Annotated in this window: 18 protein-coding genes; 10 read left to right on the forward strand and 8 right to left on the reverse strand. The window is 65.4% G+C overall.

From position 1 onward, the window contains the following. Positions 1-32: 32 nt before the first annotated feature. The 3 genes from CSQ99_RS01460 to CSQ99_RS01470 all read right to left on the reverse strand — a co-directional run bounded on the left by CSQ99_RS01460 (position 33) and on the right by CSQ99_RS01470 (position 2,669). A complete protein-coding gene (locus CSQ99_RS01460) occupies positions 33-1,337 on the reverse strand; it encodes an MFS transporter (protein WP_099037238.1) in 1,305 nt (434 codons plus the stop codon). Further along, positions 1,334-1,774: a MarR family winged helix-turn-helix transcriptional regulator gene (locus tag CSQ99_RS01465; RefSeq protein WP_099037239.1), complete on the reverse strand. Its 441-nt coding sequence runs from the start codon at positions 1,772-1,774 to the stop codon at positions 1,334-1,336. The genes CSQ99_RS01460 and CSQ99_RS01465 overlap by 4 nt, the downstream gene beginning before the upstream one ends. Before the next feature lie 142 nt (positions 1,775-1,916). Next, entirely contained in the window at positions 1,917-2,669 is a 753-nt protein-coding gene (locus CSQ99_RS01470) for a deoxyribonuclease IV (protein ID WP_099037240.1), read from the reverse strand. Between the two features lie 152 nt (positions 2,670-2,821). On the opposite strand from CSQ99_RS01470, the gene CSQ99_RS01475 reads away from it, so the two are divergent. Both CSQ99_RS01475 and CSQ99_RS01480 read left to right on the forward strand, forming a co-directional pair. Further along, on the forward strand, positions 2,822-3,661 hold the full coding sequence (locus CSQ99_RS01475) for a hypothetical protein (RefSeq protein ID WP_099037241.1): 840 nt from the start codon (positions 2,822-2,824) through the stop codon (positions 3,659-3,661). Between the two features lie 80 nt (positions 3,662-3,741). Next, positions 3,742-4,326 (forward strand): maleylpyruvate isomerase family mycothiol-dependent enzyme, encoded by a 585-nt coding sequence (locus tag CSQ99_RS01480; protein WP_099037351.1) that lies wholly within the window; start codon positions 3,742-3,744, stop codon positions 4,324-4,326. A 49-nt stretch (positions 4,327-4,375) separates the two neighbouring features. Here the strand turns inward: CSQ99_RS01480 and CSQ99_RS01485 are convergent, their stop codons facing one another. The 5 genes from CSQ99_RS01485 to CSQ99_RS01505 form a co-directional block, all read right to left on the reverse strand. Further along, positions 4,376-8,329, reverse strand: coding sequence for a DNA-directed RNA polymerase subunit beta' (locus CSQ99_RS01485; RefSeq protein WP_099037242.1), 3,954 nt, complete (start codon positions 8,327-8,329; stop codon positions 4,376-4,378). A gap of 39 nt (positions 8,330-8,368) precedes the next feature. Then, entirely contained in the window at positions 8,369-11,854 is a 3,486-nt protein-coding gene (gene rpoB, locus CSQ99_RS01490) for a DNA-directed RNA polymerase subunit beta (RefSeq protein WP_425437747.1), read from the reverse strand. 418 nt (positions 11,855-12,272) lie between these two features. Continuing rightward, on the reverse strand, positions 12,273-14,132 hold the full coding sequence (locus CSQ99_RS01495) for an alpha/beta hydrolase (RefSeq protein WP_099037244.1): 1,860 nt from the start codon (positions 14,130-14,132) through the stop codon (positions 12,273-12,275). 134 nt (positions 14,133-14,266) lie between these two features. Further along, entirely contained in the window at positions 14,267-16,468 is a 2,202-nt protein-coding gene (locus CSQ99_RS01500) for a molybdopterin-containing oxidoreductase family protein (protein WP_099037245.1), read from the reverse strand. A 20-nt stretch (positions 16,469-16,488) separates the two neighbouring features. Next, entirely contained in the window at positions 16,489-17,595 is a 1,107-nt protein-coding gene (locus CSQ99_RS01505) for an ABC transporter ATP-binding protein (protein WP_099037352.1), read from the reverse strand. A 492-nt stretch (positions 17,596-18,087) separates the two neighbouring features. Between CSQ99_RS01505 and CSQ99_RS01510 the strand changes: the two genes are divergently transcribed. From CSQ99_RS01510 to CSQ99_RS01545, 8 genes are read left to right on the forward strand one after another with little or no spacing between them, the layout of a single operon-like run. Next, complete coding sequence (locus tag CSQ99_RS01510; RefSeq protein ID WP_425437753.1) at positions 18,088-18,933, forward strand: MlaE family ABC transporter permease; 846 nt, start codon at positions 18,088-18,090, stop codon at positions 18,931-18,933. A 27-nt stretch (positions 18,934-18,960) separates the two neighbouring features. Further along, a complete protein-coding gene (locus CSQ99_RS01515; RefSeq protein ID WP_099037247.1) occupies positions 18,961-19,818 on the forward strand; it encodes an MlaE family ABC transporter permease in 858 nt (285 codons plus the stop codon). A 3-nt stretch (positions 19,819-19,821) separates the two neighbouring features. Beyond that, positions 19,822-21,204 carry an MlaD family protein gene (locus tag CSQ99_RS01520; RefSeq protein ID WP_099037248.1) on the forward strand — a complete coding sequence of 461 codons (1,383 nt, stop codon included), beginning with the start codon at positions 19,822-19,824 and terminating at the stop codon, positions 21,202-21,204. After that, positions 21,201-22,262, forward strand: coding sequence for an MCE family protein (locus CSQ99_RS01525; RefSeq protein WP_099037249.1), 1,062 nt, complete (start codon positions 21,201-21,203; stop codon positions 22,260-22,262). The genes CSQ99_RS01520 and CSQ99_RS01525 overlap by 4 nt, the downstream gene beginning before the upstream one ends. Further along, the gene (locus CSQ99_RS01530; protein ID WP_099037250.1) at positions 22,259-23,257 is read left to right on the forward strand and encodes an MCE family protein; all 999 of its coding nucleotides are present in this window, start codon (positions 22,259-22,261) and stop codon (positions 23,255-23,257) included. The genes CSQ99_RS01525 and CSQ99_RS01530 overlap by 4 nt, the downstream gene beginning before the upstream one ends. Beyond that, a complete protein-coding gene (locus tag CSQ99_RS01535; protein WP_099037251.1) occupies positions 23,254-24,360 on the forward strand; it encodes an MlaD family protein in 1,107 nt (368 codons plus the stop codon). The genes CSQ99_RS01530 and CSQ99_RS01535 overlap by 4 nt, the downstream gene beginning before the upstream one ends. Further along, entirely contained in the window at positions 24,357-25,451 is a 1,095-nt protein-coding gene (locus tag CSQ99_RS01540; RefSeq protein ID WP_099037252.1) for an MlaD family protein, read from the forward strand. The genes CSQ99_RS01535 and CSQ99_RS01540 overlap by 4 nt, the downstream gene beginning before the upstream one ends. After that, positions 25,448-26,740 (forward strand): MlaD family protein, encoded by a 1,293-nt coding sequence (locus CSQ99_RS01545; protein ID WP_099037253.1) that lies wholly within the window; start codon positions 25,448-25,450, stop codon positions 26,738-26,740. The genes CSQ99_RS01540 and CSQ99_RS01545 overlap by 4 nt, the downstream gene beginning before the upstream one ends. The last annotated feature ends 6 nt before the right edge of the window (positions 26,741-26,746 follow it).

Here is a 26,746-nt window from a genome sequence, read left to right on the forward strand (position 1 = left end):
AATAGTTCACCGATACGCCACTCGACGTTCAACTACCGCCTATCCGGCCGCGCGACGGCCTCGGTATCCAGTGCACCGTCCTCCCCGGGTATCACCACCTCGCCGGCGTGACTGCGAGCAGTGCGGTCCCTAGCGGCAACACGGCGGACGTATAAGTAGGTCACCAGCGCCGCCAGAGCCGTACACGCGCCGGCGAAGATGAACGTCAGCCGTGTGCCAAAGTGCTCGGACATCCATCCCAGCAGCGGCGCGCCGATCGGGGTGGTTCCCGCCAGCGCAACCACAAGCAGACCAAGGACTCGCCCCCGCATCTCGGGCTCGGCGGTCAACTGCAGCCATGTGCTTGTCAGAGCCTTGTAGATCATGGAACTGGCTCCGAGGACGAAGACGACACACAGCGCCGTCGTCACCGTTGGCGACAGCCCCGTAGCGATGAAGAGCACCCCCAGCACCATCGCCGCACCGATGATGCGTCCCAGTGATGCGCTGAGTACCCCGGCAAGTGCCAGTCCCCCGATGACAGAGCCCGCGCCGAGGGCGCCCAGCAGATAGCCGACCGTGCGCGCGTCGCCGTCAAACGTCTGGTATCCCAGCAACGGGATCAAAACCTGGAAGTTGAGGGCCACCACTCCGACGCACGCCAGCAGAGCCAGCGGACCGAGCAGTTTCGGATTCGCGCGGACGTAGGCCAGACCAGCTTTTAGCTGGCCCTTGCCGCGGGACTGCCGCGGGGGCGCGGTGAGTTCGGCGGAGCGCATCAGAAGAAGGGTGATGATGACGGGCACGAACGATACGGCGTTGAGGAAGAACGTAGGTGCGAGACCGACAGCGGCGATGAGCACCCCGCCGATCGAGGGCCCGACCACCCTGCCGGCGTCCTGAACGACATTGTTGAGCATGACCGCATTCGCCAGGCGCGACGCATCGACCATTTCGCTCGGGAAGGACTGGCGCGCAGGCTTGTCCATCGCATCGACGAGGCCGGCGAGCAGCACCACACCCAAGACGATGTAGATGTTGATATGGCCGGTCAGCGTGAGGACGCCCAGCAGCGTGGAGGGGATCATCGCGGCACCCGCCATCCAGATCATGATGCGCCGCTTGCTGAACCGATCGGCCAGTACTCCGCCCCACGGTGCGAGCAGAAGTGTCGGGACTTGCTGCAGGGCGATCGTGGCGCCCAGCCAGGCGCCGGAATGGGTCAGCTCCAGAATCAGCCAGGCCTGTGCGAGCTTTTGCATCCACGTGCCGGTGAAGGAGACCGCCTGACCGGTGGCGAACAGCCGATAGTTCCGGATCCGCAACGATGCGAACGTCGCGCCCAAATACGTGCTCACGCCCTGACTTCCAACAACTTGTCGATGACGGGCACGGCCGCAAACAGCGTGTCTCGTTCAGCGTCATCGAGCGCGTCGATCTGCCGCATGAGGTAGGAATGCTGGCGCGACGCGGCTATCTCCAGCGCGTCGACCGCATGTCCCGTCAGAGCAACGAGGAAACTGCGGCCATCCTCCGGATCGACCCACCGCCGCATGTACCCGGCCGCCTCGAGCTTCGCCACCAACCGGGTCATCGTCGACTTACCGACCTGCTCGAGGCGGGTGAGCTCGCCCACCCGCAGTGGGCCGTGGCGCTCAACGGTCGTCAACACCGACATCTGCGACGGCGTCAGATGCAGCTCAGCGCGCTTGCGGAGGCGGCGCGCGAGTCGATGAACAGACTGACCGAGGGCGACGGCAGCGGAGTCCTGCGCCGGGGGCGACGGACGGTTCATCGAGGGCCCCCTTGAAATTAGTGCGCTATGCGTACTATATCAGATGCGGCCACCGATGCGAGTTCGTCACCCGTGCCAAAAGCCGGATCTGACAAAGTGTTTCGGAAGTGACAACCCGTGGACCGCCGCGGCCGCGGCTGCGTCAGCCCAGGTGCTCGCGCAAGAATGCGATGTCGTCCTTGCGGCCTGCGTCGGCGGTTTCGCAGATGACCGGGGCGTCGGCGGCGCCGACCACCGCGACGAGCAACTGCGGGTCGATCTGACCGGCGCCGAAGTTGGCGTGCCGGTCGGCGCCCGACCCCGCGGCGTCGCGCGAGTCGTTGCAGTGCACCAGGTCGATGCGGCCGGTGAGCGCCTTGATGCGGGCGACGGCGTCGATCAGCTCCTCGCCCGCAGCCCAGGCGTGGCACGTGTCCAGGCAGAACCCGATGCCGGTATCGCCGATGCGGTCCCAGAGCCGTCCGATGACGTCGAAGTGCCGCGCCATGGCGTGGTCACCGCCCGCGGTGTTCTCGAGGTACACCTGCATATCGGTCTCGAGGAAGTCCAGCGCCTTGACCCAGCGTTCGAAGCCGGCCTCCATATCGCTGTCGTCGGCGTGCCCGCCGTGCACGATCACCGCGGTCGCGTTGATCTCGGCGGCGGCGTCACACGTGTCCTGCAGGATCTTGCGCGACGGGATGCGCACTCGGTTGTTGGCCGAGGCGACGTTGATCAGATACGGCGCGTGGACGTAGAGCGGCATGCCGGCCGCCTTGAGCACGTCGGCGTCCTCGCGCGGCTTGGGCTTCTTCCAGCTCTGCGGATTGCCGAGAAAGAACTGCACCACGTCGGCGCCGTCGGCGGCCGCGTCGGCCAGGGGGTCATCTCCGTGAACATGCGAACCGATAAGCACGGGGCCAGTCTAGGCGTGGGGTCCGACGCGGCGATTCCGGCCGAGTGTGCATCCTCGCCGGGAAACCCGCGCCGAAGCCGACGAGGATGCACAGAACCCGCCGCGGAAAGTCTCAGAGGTCCCACACACCGCGCGGCGTGAGACTTGTTGTCATGCAAGGTCGGTTCATCGGTTGGGACTCCGTCGCTGCGGGGAAGCTGACCGGGCACGCACTTCGCACTCGGTATCGGGCCGTCTACCCGAGCATCTATCTGCGGCGCGACATCGAGCTCACAGCAGCGCTTCGCGCTGAGGCGGCCTGGCTGTGGTCGAAGAAGCGTGGCGTCATCGCGGGAAATTCAGCAGCCGCGCTGCACGGTGCGAAATGGGTCGACGCGCGCCGTGCGGCCGAGTTGATCCACCACAACCGCAGACCGCCTGTTGGCATTCATGTGTGGTCCGACGATGTCGAGGACGACGAGATCGTCGACATCAGCGGTATGCGCGTATGCACGCCTGCCCGCGCCTCATTCGATCTGGCCCGTCGGTATCCCTTGGATCGCGCGGTGGCCGCCATCGATGCACTGGTCAACGCCACCCGACTCGACGTGGCCGACGTGGAGAAGCTGATGACCGGCCACCCGGGCCGGCGCGGTACCCCGACGGCGCGCACGGCATTGAAGCTTGTCGACGGCGGCGCGGAGTCGCCCCGCGAGACCTGGCTGCGCCTGCTCGTCGTGCGGGCCGGATATCCGCGCCCACAAACCCAGATCCGCGTCCGCGACCGGTACAACTACGAGTTCGCGCGCATCGACCTGGGCTGGGAGGACCCGAAGATCGGCCTGGAGTACGAGGGCAAACATCACCAGACCGACCGGTTCACCTATGAGCGGGACATCCGGCGGTTGGATGAGTTGTCAGGACTCGACTGGATCATCATCCGCGTCACGGCCGCGGACACCGAGGACAGTGCACTGGTTCGGCTCGCCGATGCCTGGCGCCGTCGAGTGTGAATCCTCGTCGGGAAACCCGCGCCGAAGCCGACGAGGATGCACACTCGATGAGATTTGGCGGCGCCGACGGTCAACATGGCATGAACAGCATCTGGCCGCTGGTGCATGCCGAGCGGCAGGCCCTCATCGCCGATCTGGAAGGCCTCACCGAGGATCAATGGGCGCGGCCGTCGCTGTGCACGGGGTGGACGGTTCACGATGTCGCCGCCCATCTCGTCGACGTCGCCGAATCCACCCGACTCGGCTTCGCCCGCGACATGGTCAGGGCCTGCTTCGATTTCGATCGGCAGAACGAGCGCGGTATCGCGCGGGCCAAGGGCGCGACACCAGCCCAGACCCTGCAGCGCCTGCAGAAGGCCGCCACCCGGACGACGACTCCGCTGGCGCCGATCGACACCCGCGTCGTCGAGGAGGTAGTGCACGGCGAGGACATCCGCCTGGCGTTGGGCCTGCACCGCGGGTATCCCGCAGAAGCCGTCGAAAAAGCATTGCGCCAGCAGATCCGCACCTCGACAAGGTTCGGCGGGGCCAAGGAACTCGTCGCCGGCGTCACCCTGACAGCGACGGACCGCGACCTCACCATCGGCGCCGGACCCGAAATCCGTGGCACCGCATTGGAATTGCTGCTCGCCTGCTCAGGCCGCAACAAACTGCTGGCCAGCTGACACGGAAGCGCCCCCGGGACGAATCCCGGGGGCGCTTCTCGAACTTGCTCTAGCGGTAGTCGCTGTAGCCGTAATCGTCCAACGGCACCGCGGCACCGGTCGCCTGACCGAAGTCCGGGCTGTAGTACTGATCCTCGTAGGACGGGATCGTGTACGCGGCGGCCCGAGCTTCCTCGGTCGGCTGCACCTGGATATTGCGGTACCGGTTGATACCGGTGCCGGCCGGGATCAGCTTGCCGATGATCACGTTCTCCTTCAGACCCTGCAGCTTGTCGCTGCGGCAGTTGATCGCCGCATCGGTAAGCACACGCGTGGTCTCCTGGAACGACGCCGCCGACAGCCACGAATCCGTGGCCAGCGATGCCTTCGTGATACCCATCAGCACCGGACGACCCGCCGCGGGCTCGCCACCCTCGGCAACCACCCGACGGTTCGCGACCTCGAACTCGCCACGTTCGGTCAGCGAGCCGGGCAGGAACTCCGTCGCACCCGAATCGATGATCGTGACGCGACGCAGCATCTGCCGGACGATGACCTCGATGTGCTTGTCGTGGATCGACACACCCTGAGCCCGGTAGACCTCCTGGACCTCCTTGACGAGGTGGATCTGCACCTCGCGGGGGCCCTGGACACGCAGCACCTCGTGCGGATCCGCGGAGCCTTCCATCAGCTGCTGACCGACCTCGACGTGGTCGCCGTCCGACAGCAGTCGCTCGGTGCCGTCGTCGTGCTTGAACACCTTGAGGCGCTGACGACGAGACAGCTTTTCGTAGACCACTTCCTCGCCACCGTCATCCGGGATGATGGTGATCTTGTAGAAGCGCTCGCCCTCTTCGAGTTGCACGCGACCGGTGACGTCGGCAATAGGCGCCTTGTCACGCGGAACGCGGGCCTCGAACAGTTCCTGCACGCGAGGCAGACCACCGACGATGTCGCTGCCGCCGGAAACGCCGCCCTGGTGGAACGTGCGCATGGTCAGCTGCGTGCCGGGCTCACCGATGGACTGCGCTGCCACGATGCCGACCGCCTCGCCGATATCGACGAGCTTGCCCGTCGCCATCGAACGGCCGTAGCACATCGCGCATACGCCGGTGCCGGTCGCACAGGTCAGCACGGAGCGGACCTTGACCTCGGTGATGCCCGCTGCGAGCAGCGCCTCGATCGCCGGATCGCCCAGGTCGTGACCGCGCTCGACGATCACGTTGCCCTTGGCGTCGACCGCGTCGGTGGCCAGCGTCCGCGCGTAGGCGGACGTCTCGATGTGCTGATCGCGAACCAGCGTCTTGTCAGCCACCTCGCCCAGCGTGATGTTCACGCCGCGCTCGGTCTCGCAGTCGGTCTCGCGAACGATGACATCCTGGCTGACGTCCACCAGACGACGGGTCAGGTAACCCGAGTCGGCGGTACGAAGAGCGGTGTCCGCCAGACCCTTACGGGCGCCGTGGGTGTTGATGAAGTACTCCAGCACCGTCAGGCCCTCGCGGAACGAGGACTTGATGGGACGCGGGATGAACTCACCCTTCGGGTTGGTCACCAGACCCTTCATGCCCGCAAGCGTGCGGGTCTGGGTCAGGTTGCCCGTGGCGCCCGACTTCACGATCGTGATGATCGGGTTGTCCTCGGGGTAGTAGGCCTCCAGAGCCTTACCGACCTCTTCGGTGGCGTCCTGCCAGATCTTCACCAACGCTTCGTTGCGCTCGTCGTGGTTGAGCGCGCCGCGTTGATACTGCTTCTCGATCCGGTCGGCTTCGAGCTCGTGACGCTCCAGGATCTCCTGCTTCTGCGGCGGCACCAGAACATCGGCCATCGACACGGTGACACCCGAACGGGTGGCCCAGTAGAAGCCGGCGTCCTTGAGCTTGTCCACCGTCTGCGCGACGACGATCATCGGGTAGCGCTCGGCGAGATCGTTGACGATCCGAGCCTGCACCTTCTTGTGCATCTGCTCGTTGACGAACGCGTACGGGATCGGGAGCAGCTCGTTGAACAGCACCCGGCCCAGCGTGGTGTCGGCCGTCCACGCATCGCCCGGCTTCCAGCCCTCATCGCCGAACAGCTCGGCCTCGAGTTCGGCAGGCGGACGCTGCTGGGTCAGCCGCACGCGGATGTTGGCGCGAACGCTGAGTGCACCGCGGTCCATCGCCATGATCGCCTCGGCGGGTGAGCTGTACACACCCGACTCCGGCTTGTCCTTGGCGGCGGCCACATACTCGCCGGTGTCGCCCTCGATCATGGTGGTCAGGAAGTACAGACCCGTCACCATGTCCAGACGCGGCATGGCCAGGGGGCGGCCCGATGCCGGCGACAGGATGTTGTTCGACGACAGCATCAGGATGCGAGCCTCGGCCTGCGCCTCGGCACTCAGCGGCAAGTGCACCGCCATCTGGTCGCCGTCGAAGTCGGCGTTGAACGCCTCACACACCAGTGGGTGCAGCTGAATCGCCTTGCCCTCCACCAGCTGCGGCTCGAAGGCCTGGATGCCCAGGCGGTGCAGCGTCGGTGCGCGGTTCAGCAACACCGGGTGCTCGCCGATGACCTCTTCGAGGACGTCCCACACCTGGGGACGCTGACGCTCCACCATCCGCTTGGCGCTCTTGATGTTCTGCGCATGGTTCAGGTCGACCAGACGCTTCATCACGAACGGCTTGAACAGCTCGAGTGCCATCAGCTTGGGCAGACCACACTGGTGCAGCTTGAGCTGCGGGCCCACCACGATGACCGAACGGCCCGAGTAGTCGACGCGCTTGCCGAGCAGGTTCTGACGGAACCGGCCCTGCTTGCCCTTGAGCAGATCGGACAGCGACTTGAGCGGACGGTTGCCCGGCCCAGTGACCGGACGGCCGCGACGGCCGTTGTCGAACAGCGCGTCCACCGACTCCTGAAGCATGCGCTTCTCGTTGTTCACGATGATCTCGGGCGCACCGAGGTCGATGAGTCGCTTCAACCGGTTGTTGCGGTTGATGACGCGGCGGTACAGGTCGTTGAGGTCCGACGTGGCGAAACGGCCACCGTCGAGCTGCACCATGGGGCGCAGCTCCGGCGGGATCACCGGAACCGCGTCGAGCACCATGCCCAACGGCGAGTTGCTGTTGGACTGGAACGCCGCGACGACCTTGAGACGCTTCAGCGCACGAAGCTTCTTCTGGCCCTTGCCACTACGGATGACCTCGCGCAGTTCCTCGGCCTCGGCATCGATGTCGAAGGTCTCGATGAGCTTCTTGATGGCCTCCGCGCCCATGGCGCCGGTGAAGTACTCGCCGTAACGATCGATGAGCTCGCGGTAGAGCACCTCGTCGACGATGAGCTGCTTGGTAGCCAGCTTGGTGAAGGTGGTCCAGATCTCGTCGAGCCGGTCCAGCTCACGCTGGGAACGGTCACGGAGCTGACGCATCTCGCGCTCGCCGCCGTCTCGCACCTTGCGCTTGACGTCGGACTTGGCGCCCTCGTCCTCGAGCTCCTTCATGTCGGCTTCGAGCTTCTGCGCCCGGGCCTCCAGGTCGGCATCGCGCTGATCCTCGACGGCCTTCTTCTCGACGACCATCTCGGCCTCGAGCGTGGACAGCTCGTTGTGCCGCATCTCATCGTCGACAGCCGTGATCACATAGGCCGCGAAGTAGATGATCTTCTCGAGATCCTTCGGGGCCAGGTCGAGCAGGTACCCGAGCCGCGAGGGCACACCCTTGAAGTACCAGATGTGCGTGACGGGCGCGGCCAGCTCGATGTGGCCCATCCGCTCACGACGCACCTTGGCGCGAGTGACCTCGACGCCGCAGCGCTCGCAGATGATGCCCTTGAAGCGGACGCGCTTGTACTTGCCGCAGTAGCACTCCCAGTCGCGAGTCGGTCCGAAGATCTTCTCGCAGAACAGGCCGTCCTTCTCTGGCTTGAGCGTGCGGTAGTTGATGGTCTCCGGCTTCTTGACCTCGCCGAAGGACCAGTTACGGATGTCGTCCGCGGTGGCAAGACCGATGCGGAGTTCATCGAAGAAGTTGACGTCTAGCACGTAACTCCCTTTCCCCTTTCGGGACTAGAAAAATAACTACTAAGCAAGATCTTCCACAGATGCAGATTCGTTGCGGGACAAGTTGATTCCCAGGTTCGCCGCAGCGCGCTCCAGGTCCTCGTCATCACCGTCGCGCATCTCGATGGCAGCGCCGTCGCTGGAAAGCACCTCGACGTTGAGGCATAGCGACTGCAGCTCCTTGAGAAGCACCTTGAACGATTCGGGAATGCCCGGCTCGGGGATGTTCTCGCCCTTGACGATCGCCTCGTAGACCTTGACGCGGCCGACGGTGTCGTCGGACTTGATCGTCAAGAGCTCCTGCAGCGTGTACGCCGCGCCGTAGGCCTGCATGGCCCAGCACTCCATCTCGCCGAACCGCTGACCACCGAACTGCGCCTTACCGCCCAGCGGCTGCTGGGTGATCATCGAGTACGGACCGGTGGAGCGGGCGTGGATCTTGTCGTCCACCAAGTGGTGCAGCTTCAGGATGTACATGTAGCCGACCGTCACCGGGTACGGGAACGGTTCACCACTGCGGCCATCGAACAATTCGGCCTTGCCGTCGTCGTTGATGAGCTTGTCACCATCGCGGTTCGGCAGCGTCGCCGCCAGCAGACCAGACAGCTCCTCTTCCCTGGCACCGTCGAACACCGGCGTGGACACGATGGAGTCAGGTGCGACGTCCAACATCTCCTCGGGCAGGTTCGCGGCCCAGTCCGGTGAGCCGTCGATCTTCCAGCCGGACTTGGCGGCCCACCCGAGGTGAGTCTCCAGAATCTGACCGATGTTCATCCGTCGCGGCACACCGTGCGTGTTCAGGATGATGTCGACGGGCGTGCCGTCGGGCAGGAAGGGCATGTCCTCGGCGGGCAGGATCTTGCCGATGACGCCCTTGTTGCCGTGGCGTCCGGCCAGCTTGTCGCCGTCGGAGATCTTGCGCTTCTGCGCGACGTAGACGCGGACCAACTCGTTGACACCGGCGGGCAGCTCGTCGTCATCCTCGCGCGAGAACACGCGGATGCCGATGACCTTGCCGGACTCACCGTGCGGCACCTTGAGCGACGTGTCGCGGACCTCGCGAGCCTTCTCACCGAAGATCGCGCGAAGCAGCCGCTCCTCCGGAGTCAGCTCGGTTTCACCCTTCGGTGTGACCTTGCCGACCAGGATGTCGCCGTCGCGGACCTCGGCGCCGATGCGGATGATGCCGCGCTCGTCGAGATCTGCCAGCACCTCATCGGAGACGTTCGGGATGTCCCGGGTGATCTCCTCGGCGCCCAGCTTGGTGTCGCGGGCATCGATCTCGTGCTCCTCGATGTGAATCGAGGTGAGCACGTCCTCCTCAACCAGCCGGTTGGAGAGGATGATCGCGTCCTCATAGTTATGGCCCTCCCACGGCATGATCGCCACGAGCAGGTTCTTGCCGAGCGCCATCTCGCCGTTCTCGGTACAAGGACCGTCAGCGAGCACCTGGCCGGACTCGACCCGGTCGCCCGCGTCCACGATCGGGCGCTGGTTCGCGCACGTGCCGTGGTTGGAGCGGGCGAACTTGCGCATCCGGTACGTGTGCCGGGTGCCGTCGTCGGCCATCACGGTGATGTAGTCGGCCGAGACTTCCTCGACTACGCCCGCCTTGTCGGTGACGACGACGTCGCCCGCGTCGATCGCGGCACGCAACTCCATGCCGGTTCCGACCAGCGGCGCCTCGCTTCGCACCAGCGGAACCGCCTGGCGCTGCATGTTGGCACCCATCAGGGCACGGTTGGCGTCGTCGTGCTCGAGGAACGGGATCATGGCCGTCGCGACCGACACCATCTGGCGCGGTGAGACGTCCATGTAGTCGACCTCGGTCGCCGAAACGAACTCGACCTCGCCACCCTTCCGGCGAACCAGGATGCGGTCCTCGACGAATCCGCCCTTGTCGTCGGTCGGCGAGTTGGCCTGCGCCACGACGTGGCGGTCCTCCTCGTCGGCGGTCAGGTACTCGATCTTGTCGGTGACAATGCCGTCGACGACCTTGCGGTACGGCGTCTCGATGAAGCCGAACGGGTTGACCCGCGCGTAGGTTGCCAACGACCCGATCAGACCGATGTTCGGTCCTTCCGGCGTCTCGATCGGACACATGCGGCCGTAGTGGCTCGAGTGCACGTCGCGAACCTCGAGGCCGGCACGCTCACGGGACAGACCGCCGGGGCCCAGCGCCGAGAGGCGGCGCTTGTGGGTCAGACCCGAAAGCGGGTTGTTCTGGTCCATGAACTGCGACAGCTGCGACGTTCCGAAGAACTCCTTGATGGCCGCCACGACGGGACGGATGTTGATCAGGGTCTGCGGCGTGATCGCCTCGACGTCCTGAGTCGTCATCCGCTCGCGAACCACACGCTCCATGCGGGACAGGCCCACCCGGATCTGGTTCTGGATCAGCTCGCCGACGGTACGCAGGCGACGGTTGCCGAAGTGGTCGATGTCGTCAACCTCGACCGGCACCTCGACACCGCCCGGAGCGGTCATCATCTGATCGTTCTGGTGCAGACGCACCAGGTACTCGATCGTGGCGACGACGTCCTCTTCGGTCAGCGTCGAGCTGGTGATCGGCTTGCCGGCGTTGAGGCCGAGCTTCTTGTTCACCTTGTAGCGGCCGACGCGGGCCAGGTCGTAGCGCTTCTCCTTGAAGAACAGGTTCTCCAGCAGGGTCTGAGCGGACTCCTTGGTCGGCGGCTCGCCCGGGCGCAGCTTCCGGTAGATGTCCAGCAGCGCCTCGTCGGTGCCTGCGGTGTTGTCCTTCTCCAGCGTGCCCATCATGATTTCGGAGAAGCCGAACCGCTCGACGATCTGCTCGTTGGTCCAGCCCAGTGCCTTCAGCAGCACGGTGACCGGCTGACGACGCTTGCGGTCGATGCGCACACCCACGGTGTCGCGCTTGTCGACGTCGAACTCCAGCCACGCGCCGCGACCCGGGATCACCTTGACGCTGTGCAGCGTCTTCTCGGTGGACTTGTCGATGCTCTCGTCGAAGTACACGCCCGGCGAGCGGACCAGCTGGGACACCACGACACGCTCGGTGCCGTTGATGATGAACGTGCCCTTCTCGGTCATCATCGGGAAATCACCCATGAAGACCGTCTGGCTCTTGATCTCACCGGTGTTGTTGTTGATGAACTCGGCCGTGACGAACAGCGGGGCTGCGTACGTCATGTCCTTGTCTTTGCACTCGTCGACCGGAGCCTTGACTTCGTCAAAGCGCGGGTCGGAGAAAGACAGCGACATCGAGCCCGAGAAGTCCTCGATCGGCGAGAGCTCGGTGAGCACCTCTTCGAGGCCGCCGACGGGGTCGACGGAGTCGCCGCGGAGCTTGGCGTTTTCACGCCACCGCTCCGAGCCGATCAGCCACTCGAAAGAGTCGGTCTGTATGTCGAGTAGCCCCGGAACCTCGAGCGGCTCACGGAGCTTTGCGAACGAAATTCTGTTTGGTGCTCCTGGTACGGAGTTCGTGGTTGCTACTGCTGACTTGGATTGGCGGGACCCTGCCAAGATGCATCCTTCCAGCACCTCATGCGACTGCCGGAGGGCCTCAAGGGGGCTTGAGCGCCGATTCCTTCATGTCGCGTATCTGCGTCGGTTCGGCTGGCTTTCTCAAGCCCAAATGGCCCCCAACACAGGACACGCGACTAGATCACTGAGCGGACTCAGGCTAGGGGTGTCAGGTTGCCGGGTTTAGGAGGGCAGGATGCAGCCAGCGCAACGTCCAACAGTACCGCAGGACGGCGTATTCCTCAACCACCGCATGCAGGGACGGCCGGGACGCTGGCTGGCGACTCGCTACTTCTCATCCATCCATACATTGCTGACCAACAGATTGACCCCTCGAAGCCCTTCCGTCAAGAGATAACACGGTCTTTGGTGTGGAGTTTTGCGTTGAACCCGAGTTTGCGCCGGGTCGGCGCCGGCCTCAGGCGGCCACCGAAGGCGCGCAGGTGGCGGCCGTCCCGGTCGTCTCGCGCAGACAACCCGGCTGGAGAGTGAAGATGCCGGCGCTGCCCGCCATGAACGGCTCCAGGAAGTTGAGGAGGTAGGGCCTGCGCAGCGAATTCGGCAGGTCAACCAGGGTCGCCTGGCCGTTCGGCGTGTCAATGGTGCGCGTCTCACCGCTGTCGAGATAGATCCCATCGGCGCGGTCGCCGTCGAACATGTCGTTCACCCAACCGACCATCAGGATCTCGGCCGCCGCAACATTCTGCGGCTTGGAGAATCCCGACACCAATTGCTGCGAGAACTGAATGAGAAAGTTGCCGCCGCGCATCGTGTCGACGTGCGAGCCGCCGGCCAGCGTCACGCCGTAGAAGTCAGCGCCGGGTCGCGCCTCGATCAGTGCCGCGGTGCCGACGCCGAACATGTTCCACATGTACTTCGGCGCAGCGAGTTGGTAGATCGGGATGCCTGGGTCGACCTTCTTCAGGTCGTCGGTCATTTCGCCGTTCATACCGACTCCGTCGAGCAGGACCACGCCCGCCAGGCGATCGTCGATTTCGGCATCGGTCATGTAGCCGGCGATACCGGACACCGCGCCACCGCCGAGCGAATGGCCCATCAGGACGACCTGGCTCCAGGTCAGTTGTCCGTCGTATTCGGTCGCGCTCAGGCTGTCGGCGAGCGCTGTGTTGGTGGGATCGAACAGGCCGGCCATCGCCTGGTGCATCGGCGCCCCACCGAGCCAGCACTGGTCGTAACTCAGGAAGTTCGACGTGATCGACGGTGCGACGACGATGCTGTTCGTCTGCTCTGCCAGCGCCGCGGCGGTGTAGCTGTACCACGGACCGGCCGCCAGGAACCCGTGCTGCAGGTAGATGAGACGGTCGGGATCGGGGTTCTCCGGGATATAGAAGTCGACAGGGACTTCTTCCCCCTCGCCGGGCGCGCAGCCGCAGTCGATCCGCAGCCTGGAGCTGTACACCGTCACCGTGCTGTTGGCCGGAAGCATCGGCGGGCCGCCGATCAACTGCGTGACGAGCCCGTACAGGCCGAAGACGACTGTTCCGATCACGTCGAGCAAGATGTTCAACGGAGTTGCGGTGGCCACGGCGTTGACCGGCGCCGCTGCGGAGGTTGCGAACGTCACCGCGGTGAGCTCGGGGTTCTCCGTCTGCTCGTTCGCTTTGTCCAGCAGGTTGGCCTCTTCGAACGAGTTGGCGACATTCACGGATGCGTGTTCGTCGATGGGGTCGGTCGCAAGGGCTCCCTTGATCTCGACGTTCGCGGTATTCGCCACAGGTCCGAATTCGTCGATGTCGGCCCGCGTCAACGGCGCGATCTGCGAACCCCCCACAGGCACACCGTCCTGGTGGGCTCCGGTGCCGTTCTCCGTGGGCTCGACACCCTCGCCGAGTTCGCCGGCCTCCCCCTCTGCCCCGTTGATCTCCTCGTCGATCAGGTCCTCGCCGGTCGTCCCATCCGTGAGGTCCTCGCCGGTCGTCTCATCTGTGCCGTCCCCGTCGATGGCGTCCTCGTCGAGGGCGTCCTCGTCGATCAGGACCCCGTCGGTCGCGTCCTCGACGGGATCGGGTTCGACCCCCGCGGGATCGTCGCCCTGCTCGTCCTCACCGGTGAGGTCCGGCCCGTTCGGTGTGATGGTTCCTGGCGCCGAATCATCTTTGTTAGCAGGAGAATCCACCGATTCGGAGACCTTGGTGCCGCCGCCCTCGTTCGCGTCGCCCTCGGTCGCCATCGCGACACCTGCGCCGGCCACCACCGCCGCCGTGACACCCGCGATGACGACACCCGTGCTCATCCACACCAAGAACCGGTCGACCATGACCCTCCGTTCGCTGACCGCGAGAAAGATAGCGTGCTTTATCAGCTCATGACGAATGATTCCACGATTCCGTAATATCCTCGGTGTTTGCTCGCGCATTGCGCCAGAGGTCTGAGAACGGCTCCGGTTCGGCGCTACGGGGCGGCGCGTTCGACGCGGATCGGCACGCCGGTCAGCCGCGCCATACCGGCCAGCGACTCGATGTCGTCAGGGTTGCTGGACATCAGCTTGTTGACGTTCGCGCCGCCGGCGCGGTTGGCCAACCGCCACCCGGCGGTGCCCTTGTGTCCCCAACCGTGCGGAATCGCCACCACGCCGGTGACGATGTCCTTGGTGACGATGACGGGCACTTCGATCTCACCGTGCTGCGACGCGATCCGTACGACGTCGCCGTCGACGATGTTGGCGGCCGCCGCGTCGTCGACGTGAATGCGCGCATGCTGGGCACGTTCGCCGCGCATCAGCAGTGGCGCGTTGTGCATCCACGAGTTCTCGGAGCGAGACTCGCGCATACCGATCAGCCGCATGGGATAGGCCTCGTGCGCTTCGCGGCGCGCCAGCTTGGCGACCTCGGCGGCGATGTCGTCGTGCCGCAGCCGCACCCGCCCGCCGCGGTAGACGACGATGTCGCCAAGCACGCCCTCGCGCAGGTGTGGCGCCAGCACCGTGCCGTGGGGATGCACGGCGGTCAGACGCGCGAAGGACAGCCCGCCGCGACGTAGCCCAAACCAGTCGCCGCCCTCCCCCAGCCGGATGATGGCGTCGACCAACAGGCGTGGTGTCACTCGAACACCGAACAGCGACAACGCCTTTCGCATGACTGCCATCATCGCGAGCCCGGGTGTGCGCCACCCCAGCCGCGAGGTGAGGTCGTCGATGATCTCCCACTCGGCGCGGGCCTGGCCCATCGGGGCGATCACGCGTTCGGTGGCCTGCCGGAAGGGCGTGGGCTGCAGCGTCTGGAAGGGCAGCGGAAAGTCGTCGCGCTCGTACATCGTTGTCGCGGGCAGCACGTAGTCGCAGTGCGCGAGCGTCTCGTTGACGTACAGGTCGATGCCCACCATCAGGTCCAAGGACTCCAACGCCGCCTCTAATTCATTGCCGTTGGGTACCGACAGCACCGGGTTGCCTGCGCTGACGAGCAGAGCCCTGACCTGACCGCGGCCCGCTGTGGCGATTTCCTTGGCCATCACCCCGGCGGGTTCGGACCCGAGCACCGACGGGAAGTCGCCGATGCGTGAGCGTCTGCGGGAGTAGATCGTCCGCAGCAGCGCGCCGCCGGCCTTGCCAAGCCAACGCTCGCCGGGCAGTCCCAAGCGGCCGAACATGCTGCCGCCGGCCACGTCGAGATTGCCGGCCACCAGGTTGACCGCGTCGAGCAGATACGTTGTGAGCGTGCCATTTTCGCCGATACTGGTGCCGACACGCCCGTACACCGCGGCACGCCGGGTGCGGACCAGATCGCGGGCCAGCGAGCGCACGGTGTCCGGGTCGATCCCGGTGCGCGGCGCGGTGACGTCGGGGCTGAAGGGTCGGGCCAGCTGCTCCAGCCAGACACCGCCGTCGGCCTGGCGGGCGAGCCTGGCCCGGTCGACGAGGTTCTCGCCGAACATCACCTGCAGAAGCGACAGCAACAGGTAGGCGTCCCCATCGGGAACGATGCCCAGCCATTCGAATTGCGCGGCGGTCTCGGTCTTGCGTGGATCGACGACAAGGACGCGTCCGCCGCGCTTGACGATGTCGTGCATACGGTCCTTGATCCGCGGCACGGTGAGCACACTGCCATGTGACACAACGGGATTGGCGCCGATCACGACCAGCAGATCGGCGCGAAGCACATCGGGCACCGGCAGCGCCAGCGGTGAACCGTACAGCAGTTGGCTGGCCACGAATCGGTTGTTGACGTCCTGGCTGCCCGCGGTGAACACGTGCAACTTCGGGCCGAAGCCGAGCATGAACGTGCTCAGGCTCAGCGTGTGGCTATAGCTGAATGCACCGGGATTGCCGTAGTACCAGCCGATGGCGCCGGAACCGTGCCTGCGATGGATATCGGCCAACCGGGCTGCGATGTCCGACATCGCCTCGTCCCAGCCGACCGGTTCGAATCCACCGCTGCTCGTGCGCCGCAACGGCGTGGTCACCCGGTCGGGATCGTTGACGATCTCGCTGAACGCGACGCCCTTCTGACAGGCGAACCCAGCCGAGAGTGGATGGTCCTTGTCAGGGCGCAGCGCCGTGAGACGGCCATCTTCGACGGTCGCGATCATGCCGCACAGCGGTTCACAAATACGGCAGAACGTCGTTTTCTGAACGCCAGCCTTGTGCTCGGTGCTCATCTTCCGACGTTAACGCGGGACTACCTCTCGAGGGTCCTGGTCTCGACAGTCGGGCTGTCGACAGTCGGGATGACACCCGTGGGGGCGTCGTCATCTCGATGCCGGGGCGCCTCGACGGTCTCCCCGAACGCACTGGCGTGATACTGGTGGGTGCCTTCGAGGTCGTCGCGGATCGCTTCCTGCGCGGCAGGCGGCAGGGTGTGCATCAGCTCGCGAACCCGTGCCTGGCGACGCGCCACGGCCTGACGTTCCGGCATACCCGGGGTCGCCTGGATCTGCGGCGGCACACCCTCGATCTCCTCGACACCGCCGTCGTGGTGGCCGGCGTCGAACATGGCCTGCTCCTCGGCTATCGTCGACTCGTCCTTCTCCTCCGACATACCGATCGGGCCGATCCGGCGGCCGTTGAGGAACTGCCGCACCACCGGCTCGTCGCTGGTCAACAGCACCTCACGAGGACCGAACATCACCAGGTGCTTACGGAAGAGCATGCCCATGTTGTCGGGCACGGTCCGCGCGATGTTGATGTTGTGCGTCACGATCAGGATGGTGCAGTCGATCTGGGCGTTGATGTCGATGAGCAGCTGGGAAAGATAGGCGGTACGAACCGGGTCCAGACCGGAGTCCGGCTCGTCGCACAGGATGATCTGCGGGTCGAGCACCAGCGAACGGGCCAGGCCGGCACGCTTGCGCATACCGCCGGAGATCTCGCCCGGGAACTTGGTCTCATCACCGCCAAGGCCGACCAGGTCGAGCTTCTCCATGACGATGTTGCGGATCTCGCTTTCCTTCTTCTTGGTGTGCTCACGCAAGGGGAAAGCGGTGTTGTCATACAGGCTCATCGAGCCGAAGAGGGCGCCGTCCTGGAACATCACACCGAACAGCGTGCGGATCTCGTAGAGCTCCTTGGCTGTGCACTGGATGATGTCCGTGCCGTCGACGATGATCTTGCCGCGTTCAGGACGCAGCAGCCCGATCAGCGATTTGAGGAACACCGACTTGCCGGTACCGGACGGGCCGAGTAGCACGCTGACCTCACCGGCCGGGACCTCCAGCGTGACGTCTTCCCAGATTCGCTGGGGCCCGAAGGACTTGGTGAGCCCCTCAACCTGAATACCAATGCCCACGCGCGCGATCCTTCCGCCAGTGTTCGCAAGCCACAGGCCTTCCCGCCTGTGGTTTGAGTCACTGTAGCGTACGCGCATCAGCGTGCGGCACAGGCGTGAAGTGCGATCACGGGCATCCACATTGGGCAAAATGCGAGGTCGCTGACCTCTTCGTCGGTGCCCAACCCGCCGCGTGGAGATGGCTGGCGACGGTTTTTGGGACTCAGATGCAGCCGGTTGGCGATCTGCTGGTCGGTCAGCCCAGGGGCTCCCGCGCTCCGGCAGACACGAATTCAACGGGATCCGCTTATTTACTCGAGCGTCGGAATGATCAGTGCGGCCAGCAAACCTCGACTACTATGCGCGGTGCGGTCGCACATCACGGAACGACCGAACTGAGGCCGCGCAATTGAGGTCCGGTCGGTGTCCCGCGGCATGGTCGGAGCCGGCAAGGGAGACGCATCGTTGTCGCAGCAGTCCGTGTTCGACCCGCCGCACGAGCGCACGCCCGATATTTCAGACGAACCGACCGGCAGGTCCCGTGCCGTCGTTGCCAAATCGCTGCGCGACTACGTGCGCGCGCATCCGGTCGCCGCGATCGAGACCACCGGCAACCAGGCCGTCCTCGGGGTGCGTTGCCTGAAATATCTGTTCCTGGATTTGTTCACCGGCCGGTTTCCGTGGAAAGAGTTCGTCCGGCAGGGCGCGTTCATGTCGGGCAGCGCCGTTCTGCCCACCCTGCTCGTCGCGATACCCATCGGCGTGACGTTGTCCATCCAGTTCGCGCTCCTGGCAGGACAGGTCGGCGCGACGTCGATGGCCGGCGCCGCGAGCGGGCTTGCGATTGTGCGGCAGGGGGCCTCGCTGGTGGCTGCAATCATGATGGCCTCGGCCGTCGGCTCGGCGATCACCGCTGATCTCGGCTCACGCACCATGCGCGAGGAAGTCGACGCGATGGAAGTCATGGGCGTCTCGGCCATCCGACGCCTGGTCGTCCCGCGTGCTGCCGCGGCGATGCTCGTGGCCGTCGGGCTCACCGGCACGACCTGCTTCGTGGGCTTCTTCGCCAGCTATCTGTTCAACGTGTACTTCCAGCACGGGGCCCCGGGAAGCTTCGTGAGCACGTTCTCGGCGTTCGCCACGGTCGGCGACCTGATACTCGCCCTTTTCAAGGCGGTCCTCTTCGGGTTGATCGTCGCAATCGTCGCCTGCGACAAAGGGCTTCGCACCAAGGGTGGGCCGGCCGGCGTCGCGAACTCGGTGAACGCCGCGGTCGTGGAGTCGATCCTCGTCCTGATGCTTCTGAACGTGATGATCAGCCAGGTCTACGTGTTGATGGTGCCTCAACATGGCCTGTGATCCGATGCTCGGCAACCGGGGGCGCGGATGACGCCGTCGGCCTACCGGATCCCCGGCATTCGACCACTCGCCTCGGCGGGCAGCGCCGTCACGCGATCACTGCGCCGGCTCGGCCACATTCTGTCGTTCTTCATCGAGGCGATCACGTCGATTCCGATTGTCTTGCGGCATTACCGATCCGAGTTCCTCCGCCTGCTGTCGGACGTCACCTGGGGTAACGGTTCGATCGTCGCAGGCGGCGGGACGGCAGGTGTCGCGGCGGTGCTCGGGATCACCTCGGGGGCGCTGATCGGCATCGAGGCGTACAACATGCTCGGCATGTTGGGGCTGGGGCCTGCGACCGGATTCGTGTCCTCCCTGGTGTCGACCCGCGAGCTGATCCCGATGATGGCCGCGCTGGCATTCGCCATGCAGTCGGGATGCAGGTTCACCGCCCAGCTCGGTGCCATGCGCATCAACGAGGAAATCGATGCCCTTGAGTCACTTGCCATTCGGCCCATTCCGTTCCTCGTCACCACCCGGTTGCTCGCCTCGGCGGTGGCGGTGGTGCCGTTGTACGTCATGTGCCTGTGCTTGGGCTATCTCAGCGCACAAGTTGTTGTGAGTCTGTCCGGCGGCGGCTCGACGGGGGCGTATCTGCACTACTTTTCGCTCATGCTGAGCGGCACCGACATCATCTATTCGGTGCTCAAAGCGGTGGTGTTCGTCTGGCTTGCGTCGACGATTCAGTGCTATTTCGGCTTCTTCGCATCCGGCGGCCCGGAGGGCGTAGGGGTCGCCGCCGGGCACGCCATGCGCGCCGCCATCACCACCGTGGTCATCGTCAACATGCTGCTGACCATGGCGCTGTGGGGCGTCGACTCCGGCGCGCGGTTCGGCGGCTGAGGCATGGGCAACTCGATCGAACCCAACGGACGTGGCTGGTCTGATCGCCAGCTGCTCATCGGCGGTGCGGTGGTGCTCATTGTCGCCGCGTTGATCACCGGGTTGCTGTTGGCCAAGTCCCAAGGCCGTCTCGATCCCCACGTCCGGGTGACCGCCGAACTGGTCGATGTGGGCGACGGCCTGCCGGAACGCGCCGACGTCAAGTTCCGCGGTGTCCTGGTCGGCGCAGTCACCAGCCTGGAACCCGCCCGCGACGGCCGTCCCAACATCGTGGAGATCGACCTGAAACCCGAGGCGGCCAAAGGCATACCGGACACCGTCACCGCGCGGGTGGTGCCCAGCAACGTCTTCGCCGTCTCGTCCATCCAGCTGGTCGATCACGGCGACGCGACGCCGCTGCGCCGGGGCGCCGTCATCGCCGAGGACACCGAGTTGCCCACGGTGCTCTTTCAGACGACCATCGACCGGGTACGCCGGATCCTGGTCGCCACCCAACGAGACGGGACCGACCCCCCGGTGGGGCTCGTCAATCTGCTCGCCGAAGCCACCGATCACCGGGGCGACGCATTGTTGAGCTCGGGGGCGCGGCTGCACCGCATCCTGACCGAGATGAACCGGCTGATCGCGACGAGTTCCGATGAGCCGTCGACGGTTTCCATGTTGAGCGAGATGGCACAGGCATTGACCTCGACGGCGCCCGAACTGTTCGACAATCTGCACAACGCGGTGGTGCCGATGCGCACCATCGCCGAAAAGCAGGCGGAGTTACAGAGCTTGCTGTCCGGCGGGCTGAACACCGCTTCCACGGCCTCGGACGCGTTCGACAACCACGTCGACCAACTCATCGGAATCACCACGCATCTGGAACCGGTCATCGGCGTGCTGGCCATGAATCAGGACAAGTTCTTGCCCATCGCGACCCGGCTCACCCGCCTTTCGGACAAGATGCTGACGCAGGGTTGGGACGCCGATCGGCAGAGGTTCAGCGCCAAGTTCATCGTGTCGTTCACGCCGTTGCGGACCTATGTCCGCGCCGATTGCCCGCGCTACGGCCCACTCGAGGGGCCGAGTTGCCACACCGCACCCGAGCAGCCACAGAAGTTCGACATCCCACAGGTGCTGTTGCCAGGCAGCTACCGGCCGCCGCCCGATCTGGCGCCACCCCCAGGCATGCCGCCGCCCTCGATCGACGACGTGGTCGGGATCGCCGCGGCACCGGCATCCTACGGAGGCAATGTCGGACCCGTCGGCAGTGCCGGTGAGCGCGAGCAACTTTCGGAAGTCCTCGGCGGCGAAGTTGATAGTGCGCAACAGCTTCTGCTCGGACCGGTCGCGCGGGGCACCGTGGCGAGCATCAGCCCCGATCCGGCAGCGGGTGGCCGATGAAGTTCCGGACCGCGCTGATCGGCTTCTCCGCCTTCATGGTGGCCGCGCTCGTACTGACCACTCTTGTGTACGGCACCTTGCGCCGCGACCCCGGGGGCCCGACGGATACCTACACCGCGTTGTTCACCGACGTGACCGGCCTGCGCGACGGCGACGACGTGCGCGTGGCCGGCGTCCGGGTCGGGCGGGTCGACTCGGTCACCTTGGCCGGCGACGCGGGCGATATCGCCGAGGTGAGGTTCCAGCTCGGCAGCGACCAGTCGATCTATGCGGACACCGTCGCGGCGGTGATGTACCAGAACATCGTCGGCCAGCGGTATTTGGGCCTGTCCCGCGACTTGGAAAACCCCCCCTCGCCGCGGCTGCCGCCAGGCACGCAGATCCCGCTGGACCGCACCGAACCGTCGTTCGACGTCGGTGCGCTTCTCAACGGTTTCGAGCCGCTGTTCACGCTGCTCGATCCCGCTCAGGTGGACCGGCTGTCGAATGCGATGATCGACGCCTTCGGCGGCGACTCGGCGGCCATCGCCCATTTCGTCTCCCAAACCTCGCAACTCACCGCCACTTTCGCGGGCCGCGACGAGATCCTGGGCGACGTGATCCTCAACCTGAACACCGTGGTGAGCAATCTCGCGGCCCAGGACACCAACCTCGACGGGGTCATCTCCTCGGCGCAGACCATGGTGTCCGAGCTCAACAGTCGTCGCGAGAACCTGGTCGCCTCGGTCGGATCGCTGAATCATGCCGCAGGCCGGATCGCCGCGATCGGGGACACGGCCTATCCGCAGCTGACCGAATTGGTGTACCGGGAACCCGGTTTCACCCAGCATCTCGTCGGGCAGCGCGACCAGGTGGCATTCCTCGGGTCCAATGTGCCGTTGGTGCTCAAAGGGCTCGCCCGGATATCCGGCAACGGCGCCTACGGCAACGCCTATACCTGCAGCCTGAACATGATGGGCTTCTTCCCCGGACTGAACAACCTGGTGCCCAGGATCGTTCGGCTCGCCTCCCCCGGCAACGTGGTCAAGAACTCGCAGAAGTGCAGGGCCACCGAATGAAGAGACCGTTCTGGATCGGACTCGCGGCCCTGACGATGGCAGCCGTTGTGGTGGCCGGCCTCCTCATTGCTCGCTCGGCGGGCTTCGGATACACGCGCTATGAAGTCGAATTCGCCCAAGCCGCGCAGCTGCGAGTCGGTGACAACGTCAGCGTCGCCGGTATCAGCGTGGGAGAGGTCAAGTCGGTCGCCTTGGCCGGCGATCGAGTTCGGGTCGGGTTGCGGGTACGCGACAACGTCAAACTGGGCGCACAGACCAGGGCCGCCATCAAGCTGACCACGATATTGGGTTCCCGCTACGTCGAGTTGCGACCACGCGGCCAAGAGCCACTGTCGGACAGGGTGATTCGTCTGGACTACACCGAGGTCCCCTACGACCTGCAATCGTTGCTGTGGGATTCGACCTCGACCTTCGAGCAGGTCGATGCCGACCGGCTCGCCAGCGGGCTGACCGTCCTGTCCAAACAACTCGACGGACTACCCGCGGCGCTGCCACAGGCCATGACGAACCTGAAGAAGCTGTCGGGGATCATCGCCGAGCGCCGCGACCAGATCGGCACCCTGCTCGAGGCGAGCGCGACGCTGACCAGCACACTGCACCGCCAGCAGGCCGCCCTGGGACAACTGGTCTATCAGGGCCGGGATCTGCTGGCCGAGTTCGTTTCTCGTCAGGACTCGTTCCGGCAGCTGATGTCGTCACTGACCCAGTTGGTCGACCTGCTCAGTAAAGTCGTCGTCGGCGATCGCCCGGCATTCGAGAAGCTGCTGCGCGACATGCAGGAACTGACCGCAATGGCCAGCGACAACGACGAGCTGTTCCGGAACATGCTGCAGACCATGCCGATTCCGATCCGCAATCTCACGAACGCCACCGGGTCCGCGCCGGCGCTGGAGTTCTTTCCGGCGAACGGGACGCTGGTCGACGACTGGATGTGCGCGATCAGCGGCCGCGCCACCCAGTTCAACGCCGTCGAGTACTTCCAGGACTGCGGATGAGGAAGTTCATCGTCGCCACCATCGTCGTCGTCCTCGCGATAGCGGGCATCGGCTACCTCACCGCGGCCAAAGCCGGGATCACACAGCAGCCGATCACCGTCTCCGCGCAGTTCGACGAGGCCTCCGGTCTGTACGCCGGCAATGCCGTCGAGGTGCTGGGTATGCAGGTCGGCACGGTGGAAAGTGTCACGGCCAAGGATTCCTATGTCGAGGTGATTCTGAGCATCGACAAGGACATTCAGGTGCCGGCCGACGTGATGGCCGCGACCATTTCGAGTTCGATCCTCACCGACCGGCGCGTGGCGCTGTCGCCGGCCTATACCGGCGGACCGGTGCTCGAGAACGATGACGTGATTCCGCTCGACCGGACCCGCACGCCGGTCGGTTTCGACCGCGTGCTGGCCACCATCGACAGGCTCACCGGCGCCATGCGCGGCGACGGCGAGGGCGGCGGACCGCTGGCGGACTTGGTGAATACCGGCGCCGAGACCGCGGCAGGCAACGGGCAGAACATCAAGAGCGCACTCGACCAGTTGGCGAACGCCCTGCGAATGACGTCCGATGGTGCGCAAACCAAAGACAATCTCACGACGATCGTCACCAGCCTCGCCTCGCTGACGAAAGCTGCGTCGGAAAACGATGCGACGATTCGTGAGTTCGGCTCGATGGTGCACGCCACCAGCGATGTGCTGGCCGCCCAGAACTTCGGCACCGGCAGCACCGGCCGACGGACCAACGAAGTGCTCGAGGCCGCCGCCGACCTGCTGGAGAAGAACAGGGACACGATCAAACAGGCCCTCGGCAACGGCGATGTCATGCTGGCCGCGGCGAACGACAACAGCCGGGAAATGGCCGAGGCCTTCGACGTATTGCCGTTGTTGCTGGACAACGTCTACAACGCGATCGACCCGGTCAACGGGTCGATGCGGGTGCATGCCCTTGTCGACAAGATGATGTTCGACAGTCAGATGACCAAAGAGGTCTGCAATCTCATGGGTCTGCGCCAACTCGGCTGCAGCACCGGCACGCTGCAGGACTACGGACCCGACTTCGGGTTGACGTACATGCTCGATTCGATGGCACGGATGGGCCAGGGCGGATGAGCGCCGTTCGACGGAGCGCCGTTGTCGGCCTCAGCGCGATCATGGTCCTCAGCGGTTGTGCCGCACCGAGTCTCGACAGCATTCCGCTGCCGGCCCCGTCGGTGGGCTCGGATTCCTACACGCTGACCGCGACGTTCGCCAACGCGCTCAACCTGCCACTGAAGGCCAAGGTGCGGCTCGGCGGGGCCGACATCGGCGAAGTCGTCTCGATGCAGGCGTCCGACTACACCGCGGTCGTCACGATGCAGGTGCGCGAAGGTGTTGAACTTCCCGTCGGTTCGCTGGCCGAACTGCGTACCGCGACCCCGCTGGGTGACGTGTTCGTCGCGGTGCAGCCACCCGCAGAACCCGGACCGGCGCTGCTCGCCGACGGTGACACGCTGGGGCTCGGGTCGACGGCGTCGGCGGCGACGGTCGAGGCGGTGCTGAGCTCGGCGGCGGTCCTCGTCAACGGCGGCGTGGTGCGCGACCTGACCAAGGTGGTCAACGGTCTCGGCAGGGCAGCCGGCGACAACGGCGACACGTTCGGAGACCTGGTGCGCCAATCCAACCGGCTGGCAGACACACTCAGCGGGCGGTCAGACCAGATCCAGTCCGCACTCGACGACACCGCGGCGCTTATCGACACCATGAACAGCAGGCAGGAGTCCATCAACGAGCTGCTCAGCGCGGCGTCGCCGGCGCTCGGCGCGGTGGACACCCGCCAGCTCACCGACCTCGTCGGCACGGTCGGCAACATGTCGGCGCAGCTGTCGAAGTTTCCGTCCCTGCAGGGCACCGACACCCGAAGTGTGGTGGCCGATCTCAACGCGCTCTCAGGGGCTTTCAACGATGTGGTGCTCAGCCCCGACACCAGCATGGTGGCCATGAACCGGATGCTGCCGCCCGTCGTCAAGGCGACATCGGGTACGGCGATCGGCGCCGAGGCCACCATGGCGAAGCTGGCCCTTGGGAACTGGCCCGATATCGGTTATCTGGGCGACCCGCAGTTCCACGGCCCCAAGCGAGCGGACTGGCACTTTCTGGTCGGCAGCCTGAAGTACACCCTGTTCCGGTTGCAGGAACGCGTCGTCGGACAGGGACCATCATGACACTCGACGGGATCGCTGAGCGCTGGTTGGCGACGTTGGAGATGCTGCGCCGCAACCGGTCTGCGCTCTCGGGGATTTCGCTCGTCATCATTTTCGTCGTCAGCGTGACGTATCTGACGTTCGGCGCGCTGCGGATCAACCCGGCCCGGTCCACCATCGAGGTGCGCATCCCGCTGGCCGAATCGGGCGGACTGCTGCCGCGCCAGGACGTCACCCTTCGCGGTGTGCCGATCGGACGGGTCGACTCCGTCGTGCTGGCAGCGGGCGGAGTCACCGCTGTCGCGTCGATCGACGATCGGGTGAAGATCCCGGTCGACAGCGCGGTGCGGGTGTCGGGGCTGTCCCCCGCCGGCGAACAGTATCTCGACTTCCGACCCGTTGCCAGCAGCGGTCCTTACCTGGTCGACGGCAGCGTGATCGATCCCGACCGCACCTCCGTGCCCGTGACCCTGGCCCAGACGCTGGCCAACGCGAATGGTGCTCTCACCCAACTGGATCCGGAGAAACTCAAAGTCATCCGCCAGGAACTCGGTGTCAGCGTCGAAGGCCCCGACAAGCTGGCGGACATCCTCGATGGCGGAACGTTCTTGATCTCCGCACTGGACGGTGTGCTGCCGGAAACGGTGAGCCTGCTGTCCACCAGCCAGATGGTGTTCTCCACTGTGGTCGACGTCGATCCCGGGCTCGCCGCGACCGGTGAGGGTCTGGGATCGGTGTTCGCCGGTATGAACCGGATGGACGGCGGATTCCGCACCCTGGTTGCGCGCGCGCCCGAAAACCTGCAGGGCATCGACGATCTCTTCGCCGACAACTCCGAGACCATGGTGCGTCTGTTGGGGAACCTGGCCACCGTCGCAGAGTTGTCGTACGTGCGGGTGCCGGCGTTGAATGCGTTGTTCCCCGATCCGGCAGTGCGCGGTTCGGCGCTGGAGAACATGTTGACCGTTTTCCACGACGGCGCGGCGTGGGCCATCGGCGATATCTACCCGCGCTATGTCTGCGATTACGCGGTGCCCCGAACACCGCCGTCGGCGGCTGACTACCCCGAACCCCGGCGGTACACCTACTGCGACGACCCGAACCCGTCGGTACTCATCCGCGGTGCGCGCAACGCACCGCGGCCTGCGGGCGACGATACGGCCGGACCCCCGCCAGGCGCGGATATGGCAGCGACCACGGACCCCACGCCGCGAGGAAGATGGACGATACCGACGCCGTACGGGGGGCCGCCGCTACCAGTGGCGATTCCCGGCGATGTCCCGCCACCGCCGCCACCCCCAGGACGATAGGCAGGA

The sequence above is a fragment of the Mycobacterium neglectum genome (assembly GCF_002591975.1).
GTDB classification, from domain to species: domain Bacteria; phylum Actinomycetota; class Actinomycetes; order Mycobacteriales; family Mycobacteriaceae; genus Mycobacterium; species Mycobacterium neglectum.